We start from the raw sequence: 21,808 nt of genomic DNA on the forward strand, positions 1-21,808 counted from the left end.
GTCATGAACACATTCCTCGTCATCCTCATCATCGCTGCGGCGATCGCGACGGTCGTCATGCTGGTGCGTGGCGTCGTCACCTTCCTGAAGACGACGGAGGAGGAACTGAAATCCGGCAACGCCGGTCCCAGCGCGTCAAGTCTGAAACAGAACAAGATGATGTTTGCCCGCGTGGGCTTTCAAGCAATCGCGGTCCTGCTTGTCGCGATCCTGTTGTTGATGAACGGCGGCAGCCAATAAGGCTGTCGATATGGTAAAGCTCAACCGCATCTACACGCGCACTGGCGATGCAGGCACGACCGGCCTCGTCGACGGCTCACGTGTACCCAAGCACGACCTGCGCCTCGCCGCGATGGGCGACGTTGATGAAGCGAACAGCGCAATCGGCCTTGCGGTGGTCGCTTTGGGTAAGGCACCCGAAGCGCATGACTTGCAGATCATTCAAAACGATCTGTTCGACTTAGGCGCCGATCTCGCGACGCCCGGCGAGGACTTTACGCCCGGACCGATGGCGCTTCGGATCGTGCAGAGCCAGGTGACACGCCTGGAACAGGACATCGACGCGATGAACGAGAGCCTCGCGCCGCTCAACAGCTTCATCTTGCCCGGTGGGTCGCCTGCGGCTGCGGCGGTGCACCTTGCCCGCGCCGTCGTCCGGCGCGCCGAACGCAGCGCAACCCTTGCCGCGCAAAGCATGTCCCTTAATCCGCTTGCGCTGGCCTACATCAATCGCCTGTCGGACTATTTTTTCGTGCTCGCGCGCCGCCTGAACGGGAATGGTTCCACTGATATAAAATGGGTTCCGGGTGGATCCCGCTAACGCCGTCACAGCGTCATTGCGCCTACATAATTATTGCCTAGACGGAACATAAATGAGGCCTCAGGCGCTTTGTGGCCTGCAGAGCGGATGACCGCATGGGGAGTGGCCAGTGACGGTATATTGGCAGGCAGAAGCACCATCGGCTCTCGCGCGCCAGTTCAAGTCCGTCCGGAGTCTTAGCGAAGCCCTCGCTCATCCGCTTTCAGATGCCGACGCAACGGCGCAGTCCATGGACGACGCGTCCCCAGCCAAATGGCACCTTGCCCACATTACCTGGTTCTTCGAAACATTCGTCCTGCGCGACCATGTTGCGGGACACATACCCTATGATCCCGCCTTCGCTTTTCTGTTCAACAGCTATTATGAAGCGGAAGGCGCGCGCCATGCGCGGCCATCACGCGGACTGCTGACGCGGCCTTCGCTGGCGCAGATTTTCGCTTATCGTCGCCATGTTGATGCGGCGCTGACTCAGGCAATGCCGAACCTGCGTTCGGAAGCTCTGGCGCTGATTACCTTGGGCCTGCATCACGAGCAGCAGCATCAGGAATTGCTGCTCACCGACATATTGCACCTCTTCGCGCAGAACCCGCTCGATCCGGCGGTTTGGGACGCGCCGAGCGCCCTTCCCGCCCCCATGCCTGAGCCAATAAAATGGGTCGCCGGCCATGAAGGAGTGGTTGAGATCGGCCATAATGGCGAGGACTTCGCGTTTGACTGTGAAGGCCCCCGCCACAGCACGATCCTGACGCCGCACGCTCTTGCCAACCGGCCCGTCACTAATGGCGAGTGGCTGGAGTTCATGGGCGACGGCGGATATGCCGATTCGCGGCATTGGCTGTCCGACGGCTGGGCATGGGTACAACGGGAAGGCATCGTCGCGCCACTTTACTGGCGCAAGGACGAGCAGGGATGGTCGCGCTTCGGTCATGACGGCCGCCGTCCGGTAAACCCCGCCGCACCTGTTGCGCACATCAGCCTGTACGAAGCCGACGCCTATGCAAGCTGGGCGGGCGCACGACTACCGACAGAGCCGGAGTGGGAAAGCGCGGCGCAGGCGCTCGATCCTCATTCCGGCAACCAACTCGATACCGCGCGATGCCCCCGCCCCCGTGCCTGTGAACAGAGCGACGGTCTTGCTCAGATGTTCGGCGACGTTTGGGAATGGACCGGAAGCGCCTATCGTCCCTACCCTGGCTTCAGGACCGCAGAAGGCGCCGTGGGCGAATATAATGGCAAGTTCATGTCTGGCCAGTTTGTTCTGAAAGGGGGTAGCTGCGCCACACCGCGTGGCCATATGCGCCCATCCTACCGCAACTTCTTCTATCCGCATCAACGCTGGCAGTTCACCGGCGTGCGGCTCGCCAAGGATCTTTGACGCTTATGCTGGCAACACTTGATCGTCCCGCGACATCATCAACTGTCGACCCCGCCTTCCGCCGCGATATCCTCTCGGGCTTTTCGCAAAGGCAGAAGACGACCTCAGCCCGCTGGTTCTACGATCATCGCGGATCGGAGCTTTTCGAGCAGATTACCGAACTTCCAGAATATTATCCGACCCGCACGGAGACCGCGCTGCTCGCCCAATATTGTCGTGACATCGGCGAAGTGACAGGGGCGGGTCGCGCCGTGATCGAATTCGGCGCAGGGAGCGCGATCAAGACCCCGCATCTGCTTTCTGCAATTTCCCCTGCCGCCTATGTGCCCGTCGATATAAGCGGCGACTTTCTGCGTGAGAGCAGCGCCGCCCTCGCTACGCGATTCCCTGGACTCCCTGTCGTGCCCGTGGAGGCGGATTTCACCGGACCAGTCACCTTGCCGCCGTTGGTGGCGGACATGCCGAAGCTCGGCTTCTTTCCCGGATCGACCATCGGCAACATGATGCCGCGTGAGGCCGTGGATTTATTGCGCGCAATGAAGGAGTCGCTCGGCAACGGCGCAATGCTGTTGATTGGCATGGACCGCGTAAAAGATATCGATGTGCTGATCCGCGCCTATGACGATGCACAAGGCGTGACTGCGGCGTTCAATCACAATCTCCTGGCGCGAATCAATCGCGAATTGGGCGGCACAATTCCGCTTGATGCGTTTCGCCATCGTGCGATCTGGAATGATAGCGCCGCCCGAATAGAAATGCATCTGGAGGCGAAACACGGCGTAGCGTTCATGATAGATGGCGTGGTGTTCGCAATGGAAGCAGGCGAGACCATCCACACCGAAAACAGTCACAAATACGGCCCGGGCGACGCACGCTTGCTCCTGCGCGCTGGTGGTTGGGAGCCAATGGACGAGTGGATCGACGCAGGCGATCAGTTCGCAATCCTGCTGGCCCGGTCCGCCTGAACGCCGCGCATTGTCCGTCAACTCTATCATTTTTGCATAGCCTCATCATTGTCCCGCCGGTAGAGCGCCGGAGAACATTCACAATGGGGAACGGCCATGCAGACAGTCGGTATCATTGGCGCAGGACAGATGGGGGCCGGAATTGCGCAGGTCTCCGCGCAGGCAGGATATGACGTCCTGCTGGCCGATGTCGATGTCGCACGCGCGCAGGCAGGGAAAGACGGGGTAGCCAAACAACTGAAGCGCCTCGTCGAGAAGGGCAAGCTGGACGCAGCCGCGTGCGACACGGCCATCGACCGGATCACGCCGGTCGGCGATTATAGCGCGATGGGTCAGGCTGGCCTGATTATCGAAGCTGCGACGGAGCGCGAAGACATCAAGCGCGTCATTTTCGCCAAGGCAGCGGAGGTGCTCGCGCCAGACGCGGTGCTTGCGACCAACACCTCGTCCATCTCGATCACCCGGCTCGCACAGGCGTCATCCGACCCCAGCCGCTTCGTCGGCATCCACTTCTTCAATCCCGTACCCCTGATGGGGCTGGTTGAAGTGATCCGCGGTTTGGCCTCCAGCGACGCCACGATCAAAGTGGCGAGCGAGTTCGCTGCGAAGGTGGGCAAGCAGGTGGTGCTGGCGAAGGATAGTCCCTGCTTCGTCGTGAACCGTATTCTCCTGCCGCTGCTGAATGAGGCATTTTTTGCTGTGGGCGAAGGCGTAGGATCGGTGATCGATATCGACCTTGGCGTGAAGCTCGGCCTTGGTCACCCGATGGGGCCGCTTACGCTGGCCGACATGATCGGGCTGGACACTATTCTGGAAATCCTGCGTGTCCTGCAGCAGGATTTCGGCGATCCGAAATACCGCCCTGCCCCGATCCTCGTCAAATATGTCGAAGCGGGCTGGTATGGCCGCAAGACAGGGCGTGGGTTTTATGATTATTCCGGGCCAGAACCCGTGCCGACGATCTGAAGCGGCGAGCGCGGCGGATCGAAAGCCTTACCGCCGCGCCACCAGCAGCTTATCGATCTTTCGTCCATCCATGTCGACGATCTCGAAGCGCCATCCCTGATCGTCGAAATGCTCGCCGATCTCGGGCAGATGCTTCAGCACCCACAGCGCATGACCTGCGACAGTCGCGTAGTCGCGTTCTTCCGACAGATCGATGCCGATGCGGTCCGCCAGCAGGTCGATCGGCATCTGACCCGACACCAGCAGACTCCCGTCCTCGCGCTCGACCACATCAGGTTCATCATGCAGATCGCGGTCCGACGCGAATTCGCCTGCGATGGCTGAGAGTAGGTCGGCAGGCGTCAATATCCCCTCGAAATGCCCATATTCGTCATGGACCATGACCATGGGCACATCGGCGCGGCGCAGCACTTCCAGTGCGTCCATGGCATCCACCTGATCGGGCACGACTTCGGCGCGCCGCATCAACGCCTCAAGATCGAGCGTCTCTCCCCTGAATAGCGCCGACATGATGTCGCGGGCCTGCACAATGCCGATGATGTCCTCGACCGAGCCTCTGCCCACAGGCAGGCGTGTGTGTGGCGTTTCGAGCAGCCGGTCGCGAATGGCCTGCGCATCGGCGCCAATGTCGATCCAGTCTACGTCCATGCGCTGCGTCATCACCTCACGCACCGGCCGGTCGGCCAGTCGCACGACGCCCGAGATGATGGCGCGTTCGCTTTCTTCAATGACGCCCGACTTGCTCGCTTCGGCGACGATCAGGTGCAGTTCCTCCGCCGTCACATGACTCTCCGATTCCCGGCTCATGCCAAGAAGACGGAAGATAAGCGCGCTGCTGCTGTCGAGCAGCCAGACGATCGGCGCGGTAATCTTGGACAACCAGATCATCGGGCGCGCCATGATAACGGCGATAGGCTCGGGCGCGCGCAGAGCGAACTGCTTTGGCACTAACTCGCCAATAATAAGCGAAGCATAGGTCGTCACGCCGATCACCAGCGCAAAGCCAATCGACTGCGCCGTCTCGGGATCAACGCCTAGCCGCGCAATCCGCGCGCCGACCGGCCCACCAAGGCTGGCTCCGGAATAGGCGCCTGCCAGGATGCCGATCAATGTAATGCCGATCTGTACGGTCGAAAGGAATTTGCCGGGGTCCGCTGCCAGTGAGAGGGCGAGCGTGGCGCCAGTGCTGCCACCTTTCTCCAGCCCCTGCAGCCGAGGTTTACGCGCCGATACTATCGCCAGCTCCGACATCGCGAACACGCCGTTCAGCGCGATCAATGCAAGGATGATAACGACATCCACCCAGGGAAAGGGCGTCAGCGGGGGAAGCGTGAGAGGGGGATTGGCCATGGCGGTCGCTCCCCTATTGCAGGGATTCTGTCTATTTCACAACAGCAACCTCATTGCCCGTTCAGTTCGATAGTGGAACAAGGACTATCATAGGTTGTTTATCGCCGCATCCAGGCGGCACGACCGCGACAAGAGGGAACGAACATGATGCATATCTCGCACCGCATTCTGGGGAACGCCGGACTTGGCGCGATGCTTCTAACTGCCGCCTGCACGACTGATCCGAACACGGGTGAACGCACCATTTCAAAGGCTGCGATCGGCGGCATCGGTGGCGCGCTGGGCGGCTATGTGCTGGGCGATCTGGTCGGCGGTCGTCGTGACCGGACCGAGAAGATCGTCGGCGCGGGCATCGGGGCGTTGGCGGGCGCGGGCGTCGGCGCGTATATGGACGCGCAAGAACGCAAGCTGCGCGAGGAGACGGCGGGATCTGGTGTGGACGTGATCCGCGACGGCGACAACCTGCTGTTGCGTATGCCATCGGGCATCACGTTTGCCTATAACGACGCAGCCGTGCAGCCGCAGTTCCAGCCAACTCTCAATGATGTCGCGTCGGTGCTGGCGCAATATCCCAAGACCTACATCGACGTGTATGGCCATACCGACAGCGACGGATCGGACGCCTATAATCAGACGCTTTCCGAACGCCGCGCGACGTCCGTCGCCAACTATCTGAACAGCAAGGGCGTGCAGTCTGCGCGCATGGCTACTCGCGGTTATGGCGAAACGCAGCCCATCGCCTCGAACGCCACCGAAGAAGGCAAGGCCGCCAACCGCCGTGTCGAGATCAAGATCGTGCCGGTAACGGAGAATGATGTGCGGTGAAGAAGCTTTGAAATATCGGCCGCTGGTGAAATAGCGGTCGATGCCCTTATGCGGTTGCCGAAGCGACCGCCACGTTCGTCATCCTTATTACCCTTGCCGTTCAGAAACTCGCCTTCAACCCGTCAATCACGAACTGTGCCGCCAGCGCCGCCAGCAGCACGCCAAGCAATCGGGTAATAACCGCCTCGATCTTCTGCCCCAGCAGCTTCATGATCGGTCCCGCCGCCAGCAGCGAAATCAGCATCAGGAGTAGCACCGCCGCCATTGCAGCGAGCACCACGATTCGCTGCATCGTCCCATCGGCGCGCGACATCATCAGCATCACCGTCGCAATCGATCCCGGTCCAGCGATCATCGGCATCGCCATCGGAAAGACCGACACATCCTCGACTTCGGGCGTGTCCACAATCTTTTGCGCACGGTCCTCGCGGCGCTGCGTACGCTTTTCGAACACCATGTCCATCGCGATCAGGAACAGCATGATACCGCCCGCGATCCGAAAGCTGTTGAGATCGATGCCCAGAACGCCAAGCAATTGCTTGCCCCATAAGGCGAATACCAACAGGATGGCGGTGGCGATGAAGACCGCGCGGATCGCCATCGAGCGCCGTTGCAGGTCGTTTGCGCCGTGGCTGAGGCTTGCGTAGATCGGGGCGCAACCTAGCGGGTCGATGACCACGAACATGGTAACGAAGGCGGAGAGGAACAGCTCGGTCATGACACCGAGGCCGCCACATCGTCGGTCAGAACAGTCTCAAATGCGCCGTTCACCATCAGCGACACCGTGACGCGGCGCGATTTGTCGGCACGCACTTCCGTGCTCCATTTGAGACTGCCATCATCCGCGCTGCCGATGCCGGGCGTCGGAATTGGCTTAATGGCAGGTGCAGGAGGGGGTGCCGGACGCATACCACGCAGACAGGAAGCCATCCTGGTCGTTATAAAGTCCGGCGCATCGCGCGGCACCTTCAACGTGTCGCCATGGTCCAGCACCCAGTACCAGCGGCCCTTGCCGTCGCGCCGCCAGATCGTCGTGAAGTAGCCGTTGCTGCCATCGGATCGTTGCCATGCGCCGGTCGTCACGCCTATACTGCCGTCGCACGACATCATCACTTTCTGCGGCTGCCACTTGACTGAAGCAGGCGGATCCTTGCGCCCTTTGAGCCATGTCTGCGCGTTGACCATGTCGGGCACGAACATCACTGCGTCCTTGGCCGCCGTGGCGCGGAAGGCTGTCCATTGCCCTTTTTCCTGCGCCAACCGATTGAACGCGATCTCCGCCGCGACGACTGCGCTAGGATTGGCGGACAGCCGCATAGGTGGCCGCGCTGCCTGCGCACTGCCCGCAATCAAAAACAGGGCAAGTGCGAGGCGCTTCACAGATTGTCGGGTGCTGGCAGACCAGCCCGGGCATGTGCCGCTACCAGCGTATTACGGAGCAGCACCGCAATCGTCATCGGCCCGACACCGCCCGGCACCGGCGTGATCGCGCGGGCGTGTAGTATCGCTTCGGCAGTGGCGACATCGCCGACGATGCGGCTCTTCCCATCTTCATCAGCGGGAACGCGGTTGATGCCCACGTCGATAACGGTAGCGCCCGGCTTGATCCACTCGCCCTTCACCATCTCCGGACGGCCCACTGCGGCGACCACGATATCCGCCCGGTGCACGACTGAGGCGAGATCGCGGGTCCTGCTGTGCGCGATGGTGACGGTGCAGCTTTCGTTGAGCAGTAACTGCGCCATCGGTTTGCCGACGATGTTCGACCGACCAATCACGACGGCTTCCAGGCCGGACAGATCGCCGAGTTCGTCCTTTAGCAGCATCAGGCAACCCAATGGCGTGCAGGGCACCAGTCCCGGCTCGCCTACTGCCAGCTTGCCGCTGTTGATGATGTGGAAGCCGTCGACATCCTTGTCCGGATTGATCGCACCGATCACGGCGGCTTCGTCAATATGGGCGGGGAGCGGCAACTGGACGAGGATGCCGTCCACGCGATCGTCGCCATTCAGTTCCTCGACCAGCTCCAGCAATTCCTCGGCGCTTATCGTCGTGGGGCGCTTGAACTCGAAGCTTTCCATGCCCGCTTCGATGGTCATCTTGCCCTTGTTGCGGACATAGACGCTGCTCGCCGGGTCTTCCCCCACTAGCACGACGGCAAGCCCCGGTTTGCGGCCCTGCGATGCGACAAAGGCTTCGACTCCCAGCGCCACTCGCCCGCGCAATTGCGCCGCGAACGCCTTGCCGTCGATTAAAGTGCCGCTGATCGTCATGGGCCGTTATCCTTGCAATATCAGCGGCGTGAAGATCGCGGGCAGGATGACCCGCTGAAGGATGTAGATCGCCAGCAGCACGACCATCGGCGAGAGATCCAGAGCGCCGAGATCAGGCAGTATTTTGCGAATAGGACGATAGATCGGCTGCGTCATCCGGTCGAGCGCATACAGCGCGTTGCGGACGAAATCATTGTAGGTGTTGATTACGTTGAACGCGATCAGCCACGACAGGATCGCCTGAATAATGATGATCCACCACACCACGTTCAGCAGGATGTTGAGGATCTGATAGATGACGAGGGCCATGCGGTCTCCAGGTTGATCTTGTGCAGCGCCTTACCGCTCTACGCGACGGGCCGTGGAGGGGGCAAGCGCCGCGCTGCGTTTATTCCATTAACGGCCCTCAAAGCCGTACCAGCGTACCTGCGCCGCGCTTCGTGAAAATTTCGAGCAGCATAGCGTGTGGTACACGTCCGTCGAGGATGACCGCCGCGTCCACGCCCGCCTCCACCGACATCACACAGGTCTCAAGCTTCGGGATCATGCCGCCGGTAATCGTGCCATCGACTTGCAAGCCTTTGATCTGGTCCGGCGTCAGGTCCGTCATCAACTCGCCGCTCTTGTCGAGTACGCCCGGCACGTCGGTCAGCAAAAACAGCCGCGCCGCGCCCAGCGCCGCCGCCACCGCGCCCGCCATGGTGTCGGCATTGATGTTGTAGGTCGCATTGTCCGCACCGATGCCGATGGGCGCAATAACCGGGATCATGCCCGCACCGCTGATTGTGTCGAGGATCGTCGTGTCGATAAAGCTCGGCTCACCGACGAAGCCCAGGTCCACGGCCTGCTCGACATTGCTGCCTTCGGTTTTCGTCGTGCGCACGACCTTCGTCGCGGTGACGAAACCGCCGTCCTTGCCAGATATGCCGACGGCGCGGCCGCCAGCTTGCCCGATCCAGTTGACGATGTCCTTGTTGATCGTGCCGGACAGAACCATTTCCGCGACCTTGGCGGTTTCCGCGTCGGTCACGCGCAGGCCATCGACGAAGCTGCTTTCCACGCCCAGTTTCTTCAGCATCGCGCCGATCTGCGGCCCTCCGCCATGGACGACGACGGGGTTGATGCCGACGGCCTTCATCAGCACCACGTCCTCGGCGAAGTCGCGCGCCAGTTCCGGGTCACCCATCGCGTGGCCACCGTATTTTACCACGAAGGTCTTGCCCGCATAACGCTGCATATAGGGAAGTGCTTCGGTGAGCGTCTCGGCTTTGGCGAGGAGTTCGGGCGAGGGATCGTACTTGCTGCTCATGGCCGCGCGCATAGGGCAAAGGGGGAACGTGGGCAAGGCATAGCCCGGTATCCGTTACTGCTCATCCAGCTTCCGCCCGATCCACACCACCAGCGAAATCAGCGGCGGTACCAGCACGATCGACAGCGCCACTTTCGCGACCATCTGCCCCGCCATCAATTCGAAGATCGGCCGCTCGCCATAGAAGGAGATGGTGATGAACAGCACGGTGTCGATGATCTGGGAGATGATGCTGGCCATCATCCCCCAAAGCCACACCAGCCTTCCGTCGCCGCGTGAGAGTTTCGAGAAGATGAGGACGTTGAGCGTCTGCGAGATGCCATAGGAAATCAGCCCCGCCAGCATCATCCGCGCGCCCTGTCCGACCACGATCGGAAAGGCATCGACGGCGGGCGGGTACATGCCCGCGTCATGCGGCAGGGCGATTACCAACTGGATCAGCAAGGCAGACATGATGAGCGGAATGAAGCCCAGCCGCACCAGCCATGTCGCGACCTTCTGCCCGTGCAGTTCGGCGACGGCGCTGGACAGAATCACAAGTTGCAGGAAGGCGAAGATGCCTGCCTCCACCGCGAGCGGGCCGAGCGCAACCTGCTTCACGCCCAATATGCCCGCGGTGCAGGTCATGCCGCCATACAGCACGGCGAACACGAACAGGGAGCGGGGGATGGTTGCGTTGGATGCGCTGGTCATCGCCTGTCTCTTATCGGCTTTCGCAAAAAGGAAAAGCCAAGACATGTTAACAGTCTAGGCGTGGCAGGAAGCGCGTGTATAAAAAGCGTGTCCAAACGCCGGCCGGAGTTCCGGCCCTCCCCTCGCCGTTCGAAAGCATCCATGACCAGATTCCTGATCGGCCTGGCCGGCATTGCCCTGATCCTCGCCATTGCCGTCGCCTTCTCTTCCAACCGCCGGGCGATCCGGTTGCGGGTGGTGGGCGCGGCCTTCGCATTGCAGGCAAGCATTGCGGTGCTGGTACTCTATGTGCCTGCGGGCAAAGCGGTGATCGCGGGCATGTCGCGCGGAGTCGCCAATCTGCTGGGCTATGCGCAGGCGGGAACGGACTTCATCTTCGGCCCCCTCGCCAAGCCGGAGATCGGCGGCGCAAGCTTCGCCATCGCGGCGCTGCCGGTCATCATTTTCTTCGCCAGCCTAGTCTCCATTCTCTATTATATCGGCCTCATGCAGTTGATCGTCCGCTGGGTCGGCGGTGCGATCCAGCAGGTGATCGGCGTGTCGAAGGTCGAGTCGCTCTGCGCGGCGGCGAACATCTTCGTCGGGCAGAGCGAAAGCCCGCTGGTGATACGCCCCTATCTCGCCGCGCTCACCCCGGCGCAGCTTTTCACGGTAATGACGTCGGGCATGGCGGGTGTCGCCGGCACGATCCTGGCGGCTTATGCTTCGATGGGGATCAAGATCGACTATCTGCTGGCGGCCAGCTTCATGGCCGCGCCGGGCGGCATTTTGATGGCCAAGATCATGATGCCGGACGACATCTTCCGCCCGCAAGGCGAACTGCCACTGGGCGATGAGCCGGACGTGCGCCTCGCCGAGACACGCGTGAGCGGCCAGGGGCCTGCCGCACTGCTGCCCGAGGGCACGCCCGGCGAGCCGATGCCGATCGCCAGCCATGACGAGGAGCGGCCCGCCAACATCATCATGGCCGCCGCGCAAGGCGCGCAGACCGGCGTCAAACTGGCCGTTGCGGTCGGCGCGATGGTGCTGGCGTTCGTGGCGCTGGTGGCGCTGGCGAACGGCATCCTTGGTGGCATCGGAAGCTGGTTCGGCTATCCGACGCTCAGCTTCCAGCAACTGCTTGGCTATGTGTTCTCGCCAGTCATGTATCTTCTCAACATTCCATGGGATCAGGCGCAGGTCGCGGGCGGGCTGTTCGGCACGAAGGTAGTGCTCAACGAATTCGTCGCCTATATCCAGCTTGGCGCCGTGCAGCAGACTCTCGCGCCGCCGACTGTGGCGATCATCACCTTCGCGCTGTGCGGCTTTGCCAACTTCAGTTCCATCGCGATCCAGATGGCCGTGACCGGCAACCTCGCCCCTAATCAGCGCCCGATGATCGCGAAGCTGGGGCTGAAGGCGCTGGTAGCCGGCAGCCTCGCCAACCTGATGAGCGCCGCACTTGCGGGGATGATGTTGAGTTTGGGATAATCCGGGTAGCGGATTACGACGGCAAGATAGCTAACTTCGTCATTTGCCTATGGATCGCAAACCTGTGAAGGCTACCACAGCTTCCCTGCCAGCATAGTCCAAAATCCTTTCTCTTCTCCAGCGCTTGCCAGTCGCGGCGCGCCATAGCCGCGGCATTCCAGGCAGGCGGCGCGGACCGATCCCCCGGTAATCAGGCCACGGGCATCGGCGACTGCCTGCAACGCCCATTGTCGTTGCATCCATGCCTGCCGCGCCAGCCAGTCAGTCGGCAGCGCCGCCTCCTGCGTATCGCTGTTGAGCCAGTCGTCGAGGATCTGCTCAAACGTATCGGGGGCTTTTTCGATATAATAAGGTTTAGCGTCGTCGGCGTCGATCTTAGCCAATCTCGCCGCCTCGGCAATCGCATCCTCAAGTCCGCCGAAACGGTCGACAAGCCCAATCTGCCGCGCGGTGCCCCCGTCCCAAACGCGCCCCTGTGCAATGCCATCGACTTGAGCGGGCGTTTTGTGCCGCGCCTTGGCAACCAGCCCCACGAAGCGGTTATACACAGATTCGACACTTGCCTGCCCGATGGCATCGAATTGCGGGCTTATGCCGCCCAGGACATTAGGTTCACCCGACAAGGGCGTCGTTCTGATGCCGTCCGTAGTTACGCCGATTTTGGCTAGCGTACCCTCCAGGCTCGGCAGAATGCCGAAAACCCCGATCGATCCGGTAATCGTCGCGGGCTCTGCAAAAATGCGGTCGGCAGGCGTCGATATCCAGTAACCGCCGCTCGCCGCAACATCGCCCATTGATACGACAACCGGCATCCCACGTTGCTTGGCCGCCAGAATTGCCTGCCGGATTTTCTCGCCCGCCAGCACCGATCCGCCCGGCGAATCGACGCGCACGACCAGCGCCTTCAGCGACTTCTCCGCCAGCGCCTTGTACAGCAGGTCAGAGATCGTGTCCCCCGCCGCCGTGCCCGGCCCCGCCTCGCCATCCACAATGTCTCCGGCCACCGTCAGCACGCCGATCTGCCCATTATTAGCGGGCCTCTTGGCCTTCACGTAGCGCGCGAAGTCGATCGCCGCGAACCCGCCAGGTTTGTTGTCGCTTGCCGCACCGGCCACTTCCGCAACTCGCGCGCCGAAAGCTTCCTCCCCGCCTAGCTTGTCGACAAGGTTGGCTCGCAACGCCGCTTGTTGAAGGTCGCCGCCCGCACCCTTCACCGCGCCAAGCGGATCAGCGACATATGCGGCGATCTGCGCCTTGGGACGGGCTTTACGGACGTCGTCCTGCCACGTCTGCCACAAGGCGTCGGCGAGCGACTGGTTGGCCTGCCGCGCCTCGGGCGACTGGTCTGTGCGAATGAAAGGTTCGACATAGCTCTTATAGGTGCCGACGCGATACACATGCGTGGTCACGCCGAGTTTGTCGATAAGCCCCTTGTAATAAGGCTGCGATCCGCCCGGACCCGCGATAAACACCTGCCCAAAGCTGTTGAGCCACACTTCGCTGGCGTGCGCCGCGAGTTGATAGCTGTCGGAGGTATAGCTGGTCGCATAGACAAGCACTGGCTTTTTCGCGGCCCTTACGCCATCAAGCGCCTCGCCAATTCGCGACATAGCCACTTGCCCACCGCCCATGAACCGGTCGAGGTTCAGGACCACGGCCTTCACATTGTCATCGCTCTTCGCCGCATCCAGCGCGGTCACGATGTCCCGCAAGCGATATTCCTTCATCTGCGGCGCGCTGCCAGGAAGTGCGGAGAGCGGATTGACCGATTGCGGCTGCTCGACCACCACACCTTCCAGTTGAAGTAGGAGTGCGCCGCGAGACACGCTGGCTTCGGGCTTGGGAGAGTAGGACAGCATCGTATAAAGAGCGCCAAAGAACAGCAGCAGGAACAACAGCACGAGCACATCCTTGATGCCCACCAATATGCGCCACGCGCCACGTACAAATGCCAAGGGTGCTGCCTTCCGTTTCGGTTCTGTCTCCAGCTAATGCGTCAGGTGTCCCGCTTCAATGGAGCCGCCTTTTCCAATATGGTCGCCTACTAGCCGCAGCACTGCGTAAACCTCTTCATCGACGATGCCTCTGCCGCTCGTCGACTGTCCGACGACGCCTTAAGGAATCACAAGGGCATTACCGTCGTATATTTCGTCAGCGACAGCGCGAAGTGGGAAGAGGCGCTGCCGACGGCAGGATGAAGAAGCAGGTGAGAACCTCGGGCGGCGCCCCACGACCGTCTCGAAGCTGCGGCACATAATTGCCGTACGATCGAAACAGCATCTTCAATTTTTTATATTTCGATACGCATTGAAAACGCAATTTCAGAGGAAACATGCAATATGCGTGCATGGCAAGCACTGACCTTATCCGCCCAGCGTCCGCAGCATCGGACTGGACCATCCCCCAGGGGTGGAAGCACTATACGGCGTCCGAACATGCGATGTGGGACCAGCTATTCGAACGGCAGGTGAAACTCTTGCCGGGGCGGGCTGCGCCGGAATTCCTGGCGGGACTGGATATTCTTCGCCTATCGCGCCCAGGAATTCCGAACTTTGACGAATTGTCGGAACGGCTGATGAAGGCGACCGGCTGGCAGGTCGTGCCCGTTCCCGGCCTGATCCCGGACGACGTGTTCTTCGATCATCTCGCAAATCGCCGCTTTGTGGCCGGAAATTTCATCCGCAAGCCCGAACAAATTGATTATCTGCAGGAGCCGGACGTTTTCCATGACGTCTTCGGGCATGTCCCGCTGCTGGCGAACCCGGTTTTCGCCGACTACATGCAGGCCTATGGTGTCGGCGGGCAGCGTGCGGCGAACGGCGGCGTCATCGAGAAGCTTGCCCGGTTATACTGGTACACAGTCGAATTCGGTCTGATTCGCAGCGGCGACCAGGGACTGAAGATTTACGGCGCTGGCATTGTCTCCTCCTTTGGCGAGACGATCTTCAGCCTCGATGATCCTTCGCCCAATCGCCTGGGTTTCGATGTCCGACGATTGATGCGCACCAAATACCGGATCGACGACTACCAACAGAATTACTTCGTGATCGACAGCTTCGAGGATTTGCTGCGCCAGACACTACAAACGGATTTCGGCCCTCTCTATGCCGAACTTGAGGACGCGCCCGACATCGAGATCGAGACGATCCTGCCGACCGACGCGGTATATACCCATGGCACGCAAAGTTATGCCCGCGAGAAGGCGACAGAACAGGCTTAGATTATCCAATGTAAACTTGAGTCGTTGCGCCTGTCAGCGGAAACCCGTCGCTTCTTTGAGGGTTACGTGCTGTTTCCTGCCGCGATGACTCGACCCCGGCCGTCGAAGCACCAAGACAGCAATGAGCCTTGATGGATCGGGAGCAATGACGGCGAAACAACAATATGCTGCTCCAAGCGAGATACTGGACGGCATTCCGACCCCCCGACGCTATTATGCTGCCGCCGCCGTCTGGTTGGCCATTTCGATGTCGGTGCTGGACAGCGCTATCGCAAACATTGCGCTACCAACGATTGCTGCCGAATTGCATGCGCCGCCAGCCGTCACAATCTGGGTCATCAATGCCTATCAACTCGCGATAACCATCCTCTTGTTGCCACTTGCGGCGATGGGTGATCGTATCGGTCATGCGCGCGTCTACCTGCCCGGCCTTGGCTTATTCATCCTTGGTTCGCTTGCGTGCGCTCTGGCGCAGAGTCTTCCGTGGCTAATCGCCGCGCGCATGTTCCAGGGCGTAGGCGCCGCGGGGATAATGAGCATGAACGCAGCCCTCGTGCGCGCCATCTACCCATCAGCCATGCTTGGGCGTGGAATGGGATATAATGCGCTTGTCCTCTCCATCTCGGCTGCGATCGGACCTACACTGGCGTCGCTGATCCTTGCCGTGGCAACCTGGCCGTGGCTTTTTGCGGTAAACGTTCCGATCGGATTGGCTGCCCTCATCGTCGGGTATCGCTGCCTGCCACGAGTAAAGGGGCATGGCCGCAAGCCCGATTATCTGTCCGCGCTACTCAGCGCCGGTATGCTTGCTCTGATCGTCTTTGGCGCGGAGTCCTTTGCGCGGGAAGGTTCGTACCGAGGACTGGCGCTACTGCTGCTCGGCATCGTGATCGGCGCGGTGCTCATACACCGCGAATGGCGGAAGCCAGCGCCCTTGTTCCCGCTCGATCTTCTGCGGATTCCCGTTTTCTCCTTATCCATCGTCACGTCCCTGACATCCTTTACGGCACAGATGCTGGCCTTCGTGACAATGCCTTTCCTGCTTCAGAGCGTATTAGGACTTAGCATCGTGCAATCGGGACTGCTGATGACGCCTTGGCCGATTGCCGCAGGATGCACCGCCGCATGGGCCGGACGGCTTGCGGATCGATATCCTGCCGGATTGTTGGGTGGAGCAGGACTGACGCTGCTGGCGATCGGGCTTTATGCGCTTTCATCCTTGGAGCAGCATCCATCCACACTCGACATTATCTGGCGAATGGCACTCTGCGGCGCCGGCTTCGGGCTGTTTCAGTCGCCCAACAACAGAGCGATGGTCAATGCTGCCCCACGAAGCCGATCGGGAGCGGCGGGAGGCATGCTCGCAACTGCGCGTCTCCTCGGACAAACGAGCGGTGCGGTTGCGGTGGCTTCCGGCTTCCACTGGCTTGGCTTGAATGCCAGCCCCACATTGTTGATGGGCGCCTCGGTAGCAGCGGCGCTGGCCGCCTGTATCAGTATGCTTCGCCTGCGCTTGCCGACAAACCACTTACCGTCGGGGCATCCAGTTATCGACCTACCTGGATCGGGAGGAGGGGCCTTCATTGGGAAGACGTGCTTTATCGCTGGCATTACCTCGGTTGGCGGGCCTGAAAAGCCCGCCGAGATGCTGAGGTGTCATCCCGCCCACCTCCTTCGATCGCCACCCCCTCTAGCCGGCACACAGACCTTATCGAGCAGTTGTTTTAAGGCAAGTGATTGATCGAAATTCATGCCGCGTCGTTGCGGTTCAATTCTTCGATCAATTCGCGTTGCAGCCGGAACTTCTGGATCTTCGACGTCGACATTGGCCATTGCGACACGGTACGCACATGCCGGGGTATCTTGAAGCTGGCGAGCTTACCTTTGCAGTGCTGAATCAGTTCGTGCTCCGTCGCGCTTTGTCCTTCGACGAATTCCACGAAGGCGGCCGGCACCTCGACATAGCGATTGTCCGGAATGCCGACGACTTGTGCCAGCTTTACCGCCGGATGGCTCTGCAACATGGCCTCGATCTCGGCTGCCGCGACATTCTCTCCGCCCACCTTCAGCATGTCCTTGGTGCGGCCATGGAACATCACTTGTCCGTCAGCGTCGATGGAGCCGATGTCACCCGTGTGGAACCAGCCGTCGCGGATGACCTCAGCCGTCTTCTCCGGCGCGTTGTAATAGCCACGGAGCATGTTGGGGCCACGGATGACGATTTCGCCGCGTTCATCGACGCCCAAGTCCTTGCCGCTTTCGATATCGACAATGCGGATTTCCCACTCGTCCAGCGGTACGCCGCAACGTCCTGTGCGCTGCTCAAACGAATTACTGAGCCGGCTGGTCGACACCGTACCCGCGCCTTCGGTCAGGCCGTAAGTCCCGACCTGCGTTGTGTGCGGCATAGCCGCTGTCACTGCATCCTTGATCCAGGGGGGCTGCACGGCGAAATTGGAATTCATGACACGCAGGCTGGAAAGGTCCGTGTCCTTAAACATGGGATGGGTGATCAGATCCTGCATGATGGTCACGAAACTGGGATAGGCGATCGTCGCCTTTTCGCGGCCCAGCATTTCCAGCGCCACGCCTGCGTCGAAATGCGGTACGGTCATATAAGCACCGCCCAGATCGAGGATCATCGTCATCGGCAGGATACCCGCGATGTGGAAGATAGGGAGCGGCGACCATACGCGGTCCTGCGCGGTAACTTCATATCGGATGCCCAGATTGCGGCTGTTGCCGACTTGGCCCCGATGGCTAATGAGCGCGCCCTTTGGAGTGGCGGTGGTGCCAGAGGTGTAAAGGATCATCGCGATGTCCTCCGCATCCACTGCGTCGATCCCGGCATCGACCACCGTGTCTGCCACGTCCCTGCCCAACGCGAGCGCCTGCGTCGCATCCATCAGGTAGGACGGCGCAGGCGGATCGAGGCAGATGATGGACCGCAACATAGGCGCTTCGTCCAGGCTGAGTGCGGCTGCGTCCTTCTGATCCTTGAGCGAAGGCAAGGCAGCGACTAGGCGCTCGCCAAAGTCGAGGCTGTCGGCCACCCGGCCAGTCGTGACGAGGAGCACAAGGTCAGCGTCGCGCACCAGGAAATTCAGCTCGCTCGCCTGATAGCGGGCATTGACCGGCACAGCGATGCCGCCTGCCATTTCGATGCCGTAGAATATCTCGATGAAGTCGGGGCGCGTGGTGAGCAGAATGCCGACATTCTGTCCCGGCTGGATGCCTAGAGCAATGAACGTCCTGGCCCAGGCCCGTGCGGACTTGTTCAACTCATTATAGGTCAGCTTGCGATCGGGAAATATCAGCGCCGGGGCATCTGCATATTGCGCGGCGGACCTCCGCAACATTGCGCCCATAGTGAAAATCGGTTCCTTCGACGCCATCATCTTCTCCAGATCAGCATGAACCTAAACCGTGTCGCTACCGCTTTTCGCGTTCTGTTGTTCGGACACAGCGGTCACTTATCACGCAAGCTTATCATCAGTCCGATAAAAAACAATCTGTCATGTCTTTTTATCTCGCTTCCCTCCTCGTCTGCGCTATCACATTGGCAACTGCGCGGCAGGTGCAATCAGAGGAGAGATGAAATGGGCAAGCTTGACGGGAAGGTCGCCGTAGTCATCGGCGCGGCGGGCAAGGACAATATGGGCCAGACGATTGCCCGCCGCTTGGCATCGGAAGGCGCGAAGCTAGTGATCGCGGGTCGCGACACCAATTCGGTTGCGGGCTTCGCGCAGGAGTTGGACGGCGTCGGCGTTGCCTGCGACATTACCAACGAAGCCGACCTTGCCGCCTTGGCGCAGGCTGCTGTCGACCGCTTTGGCGGGCTGGACATTGCGCTCAACGCCACCGGATGGGGCTTGCTCAAGCCGTTTCTGGAAACGACAAAGGAAGAGATCGAGAAGATCACCGCCCTTCAGTTCACGGGCGCGATCCTCTTCTATCAGGCAATGCTGCGTACCATGCGCGACGGCGGATCGCTGATCCAGATTTCATCCGCAACGGCTTCGATCATGCTAGAAGACCATGCCGCCTATATGGGCACGAAGGCGGGAGCGGATCATGTCGTTCGCTGCGTCGCCAATGAGTTCGGCCATCGCGGCATTCGTGCGAACTCCATTGCGCCGGGCTTCACGATCACGCCAATGACGGCGAAAGCGGCGAAAAATCAGGCGATCATCGACGCCTTCAAGCGTGAATATCCGTTGGGCCGCGTCGGCACCAGCGACGACATTGCCGAAGCGGCAGTCTGGCTTGCGTCCGACGAGTGCTTCATGACTGGCCAAGTCCTGCAAGTGAATGGGGGCCTGACCCTGCGCCGCAACCCGACCAACGCGGAAATCGGCGCAGCGGTGAAGGCCGCCCGCGCGGCGCAGGCCAGTTAGGTCGCACGCTGATCTGCGATCACTGCCCGAGTCGCTTCCATGGCGCGGCGGGCGCGTTCGAAGGCGCTGCACCCCGACTTCTCTGCCCGATATTGCGGAATCTCCGCCTCGATGATGATCTCCCCTGACAGCGGAGCGAGGATGTCCGTTAAAGGAAAGGCGCCCTGCCCCGGCAGCGCCCGTTCCTTGATGGCCTCCCGCCATATGCCGCCTTCGTCGATCTCCAGCGGTCCATCGGAAAGCTGCACTATCGAAACGAGATCGGCATTCTCCGCCACCGAGTCGACATAAGCGCCGTTGCGCATCAGGTGGAGCACGTCGAGAACCAGCGTACCGCATCCGGCGTCCCGAATGATGGCAGCCGCAGTGCGGATGTCCTTCACCGCCGAAAAGGCGTTGAATTCCAATCCGGGGACGACATCATATTCCGCCGCAAGCGCGCAAAATCGCCTGAAACGATCCACTGCGAGCGCGTGGTTGTCTATAGCGTGGATGTGAGTCGTCGCCCGCCTGGCTCCAATGGCCCGCCCGATCTCTAGCCCCTCCACGAGGTGTCGATAATTCCCATCATCCTCCAAAGGAAAAACTTCCAAATTTCCAACTGTCACACTGGTTTCAGCCAAGGCTTCCAGAAACACGTCAACGTCCTTACGCTCCAGCAGAGGGAAAAGCCCCCTCGCCTGCTCCGGCACATGCGTGAAGATCGTGACGTGGCTGCATTCCAGTTCGGCAGCCATCCTGACGAGTTCGACCGGTGTGGCTTCCAGCGCGTTCAGCGGGTGCAAAGAAAAGCGCGGCACGATCATCGGCCACTCCTAATAAAAAGACATTCATGATTGTTTTTATGCGCCATCATGCTAGGGGAAGTCAATCAGGAGTGGAATAATGGAACTGAACGCATTCTCGGTTGATCAGGTCAATGAGGCGATGGAATTCGAGCGCTCACGCAAGACGCCGCCCGAAGGCTTCCCCGCCCTGCCAGACATTCCCGGCAGGCGCTATGTCGACAAGGAATTTCTGACGCTGGAGCGCGAGCGTATGTGGGGCCGCGCCTGGCTCTATGCGGGTCATGTCGATCAGCTACCGAACAAAGGCTGTTGGTTCCTCTCCCGCAACACCGGCTCCCCCGTCATCGTCGTCCGCGACATGCAAGGCGACGTCCGCGCCTTCTACAATACCTGCCAGCATCGCGGCGCGCCGCTCGTTACCGAAGATGCCGGAGAGTCGCGCGGCTTCGTCTGCGGTTATCACGGATGGAGCTACACGCTGGAAGGCAAGCTCACCGCCGTGCGCGACAAGCGCGACTTCGTCGACCTCGATTTTTCCTGCCGCTCGCTCGTCTCCGTGCGCTGTGAATTGCTGGGCAGCCTGATCTTCCTCAATGAGGATCAGGACGCGCAGCCGCTGATGGAGCATCTCGGTCCGATGGCGAAGGAGCTTGAGCAATATAAGCTTGAGGATCTGCGCATGGTCGACTCCCGCAGCTATGATGTGGGCTGCAACGTCAAGATCCTGCTCGATGCGTTTCTTGAGGTTTATCACATCAAGTCCATTCATCAGCACACGGTCGACCGCTTCCTCGACCATCGCGGCATGATCGTGACGCTCTGGCCCAATGGCCACAGCCGGATGCTGACGCCCAACAGCCGCCCCGACTGGAAAGATCCGGGCACGCTGGGCATGCCCAAGATTCCGACGATCACCGAAGTGCCGGCGAACAACAATGTGAGCTATCACATCTATCCGAACTTCGTGATGCCCGCGTCCGATAGCGGTATTCCGCTACTTCAGTTCTGGCCAACATCGGATACGACATGCCGCGTCGTTTCAAGCTGGATCGCGCCGGACTATGACCCGGAGCAACCTAGCGAGCGGTGGGACACGCGGCTCTCCAACTGGGAGCGCATTCTCTACGAGGATCTGCAATTCGCGCCGCAGATCCAGGAATCTTTGGAGAGTAAGGGTTTCCGGGGCATGCCGCTCAACTATCAGGAACGCCGCATTTATCATTGGCATGAGGAACTGGATCGCCGGATCGGCCTGAACCAGGTGCCGCCGGAAGCGCGCGTGGAGCAGGTTCTGTACGATCAGGTTGTGCGTGAGTGACCATATTGCGGTCGATTTCTGCTTCGACACCTGACAAAC

Annotated in this window: 21 protein-coding genes; 11 read left to right on the forward strand and 10 right to left on the reverse strand. The window is 60.6% G+C overall.

The annotated features are described in order from the left end of the window. Positions 1-3: 3 nt before the first annotated feature. The 5 genes from C1T17_RS17115 (at position 4) to C1T17_RS17135 (ending at position 4,126) form a co-directional block, all read left to right on the forward strand. Complete coding sequence (locus C1T17_RS17115; protein ID WP_104954469.1) at positions 4-240, forward strand: twin transmembrane helix small protein; 237 nt, start codon at positions 4-6, stop codon at positions 238-240. A gap of 10 nt (positions 241-250) precedes the next feature. After that, a complete protein-coding gene (locus C1T17_RS17120) occupies positions 251-820 on the forward strand; it encodes a cob(I)yrinic acid a,c-diamide adenosyltransferase (RefSeq protein ID WP_104954470.1) in 570 nt (189 codons plus the stop codon). A gap of 109 nt (positions 821-929) precedes the next feature. Beyond that, entirely contained in the window at positions 930-2,195 is a 1,266-nt protein-coding gene (gene egtB, locus C1T17_RS17125) for an ergothioneine biosynthesis protein EgtB (RefSeq protein WP_104954471.1), read from the forward strand. 5 nt (positions 2,196-2,200) lie between these two features. Continuing rightward, positions 2,201-3,160 (forward strand): L-histidine N(alpha)-methyltransferase, encoded by a 960-nt coding sequence (gene egtD / locus C1T17_RS17130; protein WP_104954472.1) that lies wholly within the window; start codon positions 2,201-2,203, stop codon positions 3,158-3,160. A 96-nt stretch (positions 3,161-3,256) separates the two neighbouring features. Beyond that, on the forward strand, positions 3,257-4,126 hold the full coding sequence (locus C1T17_RS17135; RefSeq protein WP_104954473.1) for a 3-hydroxyacyl-CoA dehydrogenase NAD-binding domain-containing protein: 870 nt from the start codon (positions 3,257-3,259) through the stop codon (positions 4,124-4,126). 27 nt (positions 4,127-4,153) lie between these two features. On the opposite strand, the gene C1T17_RS17140 is transcribed toward C1T17_RS17135, so the two are convergent. Next, a complete protein-coding gene (locus C1T17_RS17140) occupies positions 4,154-5,476 on the reverse strand; it encodes a hemolysin family protein (RefSeq protein ID WP_104954474.1) in 1,323 nt (440 codons plus the stop codon). A 147-nt stretch (positions 5,477-5,623) separates the two neighbouring features. Between C1T17_RS17140 and C1T17_RS22025 the strand changes: the two genes are divergently transcribed. Further along, entirely contained in the window at positions 5,624-6,301 is a 678-nt protein-coding gene (locus C1T17_RS22025) for an OmpA family protein (protein ID WP_104955331.1), read from the forward strand. A gap of 100 nt (positions 6,302-6,401) precedes the next feature. Here the strand turns inward: C1T17_RS22025 and C1T17_RS17150 are convergent, their stop codons facing one another. The 6 genes from C1T17_RS17150 to C1T17_RS17175 form a co-directional block, all read right to left on the reverse strand. Beyond that, a complete protein-coding gene (locus tag C1T17_RS17150; RefSeq protein WP_104954475.1) occupies positions 6,402-7,019 on the reverse strand; it encodes a MarC family protein in 618 nt (205 codons plus the stop codon). Continuing rightward, positions 7,016-7,681 (reverse strand): hypothetical protein, encoded by a 666-nt coding sequence (locus C1T17_RS17155; protein WP_104954476.1) that lies wholly within the window; start codon positions 7,679-7,681, stop codon positions 7,016-7,018. The genes C1T17_RS17150 and C1T17_RS17155 overlap by 4 nt, the downstream gene beginning before the upstream one ends. Continuing rightward, positions 7,678-8,574, reverse strand: a complete 897-nt coding sequence (gene folD, locus C1T17_RS17160; protein WP_104954477.1) for a bifunctional methylenetetrahydrofolate dehydrogenase/methenyltetrahydrofolate cyclohydrolase FolD — start codon at positions 8,572-8,574, stop codon at positions 7,678-7,680. Before folD ends, C1T17_RS17155 begins: the two co-directional genes overlap by 4 nt. A gap of 6 nt (positions 8,575-8,580) precedes the next feature. Then, positions 8,581-8,883 carry a YggT family protein gene (locus tag C1T17_RS17165; protein ID WP_104954478.1) on the reverse strand — a complete coding sequence of 101 codons (303 nt, stop codon included), beginning with the start codon at positions 8,881-8,883 and terminating at the stop codon, positions 8,581-8,583. A 97-nt stretch (positions 8,884-8,980) separates the two neighbouring features. Beyond that, complete coding sequence (gene argB / locus C1T17_RS17170; protein ID WP_411269247.1) at positions 8,981-9,895, reverse strand: acetylglutamate kinase; 915 nt, start codon at positions 9,893-9,895, stop codon at positions 8,981-8,983. Positions 9,896-9,937: 42 nt separating this feature from the next. Further along, positions 9,938-10,576 (reverse strand): queuosine precursor transporter, encoded by a 639-nt coding sequence (locus C1T17_RS17175; RefSeq protein WP_104955332.1) that lies wholly within the window; start codon positions 10,574-10,576, stop codon positions 9,938-9,940. A 141-nt stretch (positions 10,577-10,717) separates the two neighbouring features. Between C1T17_RS17175 and C1T17_RS17180 the strand changes: the two genes are divergently transcribed. Continuing rightward, positions 10,718-12,046 (forward strand): NupC/NupG family nucleoside CNT transporter, encoded by a 1,329-nt coding sequence (locus C1T17_RS17180; RefSeq protein WP_104954480.1) that lies wholly within the window; start codon positions 10,718-10,720, stop codon positions 12,044-12,046. Between the two features lie 71 nt (positions 12,047-12,117). Here C1T17_RS17180 and sppA read toward each other — a convergent pair whose 3' ends face one another. Next, entirely contained in the window at positions 12,118-14,001 is a 1,884-nt protein-coding gene (gene sppA, locus C1T17_RS17185; protein WP_104954481.1) for a signal peptide peptidase SppA, read from the reverse strand. A gap of 392 nt (positions 14,002-14,393) precedes the next feature. On the opposite strand from sppA, the gene phhA reads away from it, so the two are divergent. Then, positions 14,394-15,266 carry a phenylalanine 4-monooxygenase gene (phhA, locus tag C1T17_RS17195; protein ID WP_104955333.1) on the forward strand — a complete coding sequence of 291 codons (873 nt, stop codon included), beginning with the start codon at positions 14,394-14,396 and terminating at the stop codon, positions 15,264-15,266. Between the two features lie 145 nt (positions 15,267-15,411). Then, the gene (locus tag C1T17_RS17200) at positions 15,412-17,007 is read left to right on the forward strand and encodes an MFS transporter (RefSeq protein WP_104954482.1); all 1,596 of its coding nucleotides are present in this window, start codon (positions 15,412-15,414) and stop codon (positions 17,005-17,007) included. A gap of 7 nt (positions 17,008-17,014) precedes the next feature. On the opposite strand, the gene C1T17_RS17205 is transcribed toward C1T17_RS17200, so the two are convergent. After that, positions 17,015-18,661, reverse strand: a complete 1,647-nt coding sequence (locus C1T17_RS17205) for a class I adenylate-forming enzyme family protein (protein WP_104954483.1) — start codon at positions 18,659-18,661, stop codon at positions 17,015-17,017. 204 nt (positions 18,662-18,865) lie between these two features. Between C1T17_RS17205 and C1T17_RS17210 the strand changes: the two genes are divergently transcribed. Further along, positions 18,866-19,663 (forward strand): SDR family oxidoreductase, encoded by a 798-nt coding sequence (locus C1T17_RS17210; RefSeq protein ID WP_104954484.1) that lies wholly within the window; start codon positions 18,866-18,868, stop codon positions 19,661-19,663. Here C1T17_RS17210 and C1T17_RS17215 read toward each other — a convergent pair. Next, positions 19,660-20,469, reverse strand: coding sequence for a sugar phosphate isomerase/epimerase family protein (locus tag C1T17_RS17215; RefSeq protein ID WP_104954485.1), 810 nt, complete (start codon positions 20,467-20,469; stop codon positions 19,660-19,662). The two genes, C1T17_RS17210 and C1T17_RS17215, sit on opposite strands and share 4 nt — an antisense overlap. Before the next feature lie 79 nt (positions 20,470-20,548). Here C1T17_RS17215 and C1T17_RS17220 point away from each other — a divergent pair, with 79 nt between their 5' ends. Beyond that, positions 20,549-21,769 carry an aromatic ring-hydroxylating oxygenase subunit alpha gene (locus tag C1T17_RS17220; protein WP_104954486.1) on the forward strand — a complete coding sequence of 407 codons (1,221 nt, stop codon included), beginning with the start codon at positions 20,549-20,551 and terminating at the stop codon, positions 21,767-21,769. The last annotated feature ends 39 nt before the right edge of the window (positions 21,770-21,808 follow it).

It is taken from the genome of Sphingobium sp. SCG-1, from assembly GCF_002953135.1.
Lineage (GTDB): Bacteria > Pseudomonadota > Alphaproteobacteria > Sphingomonadales > Sphingomonadaceae > Sphingobium.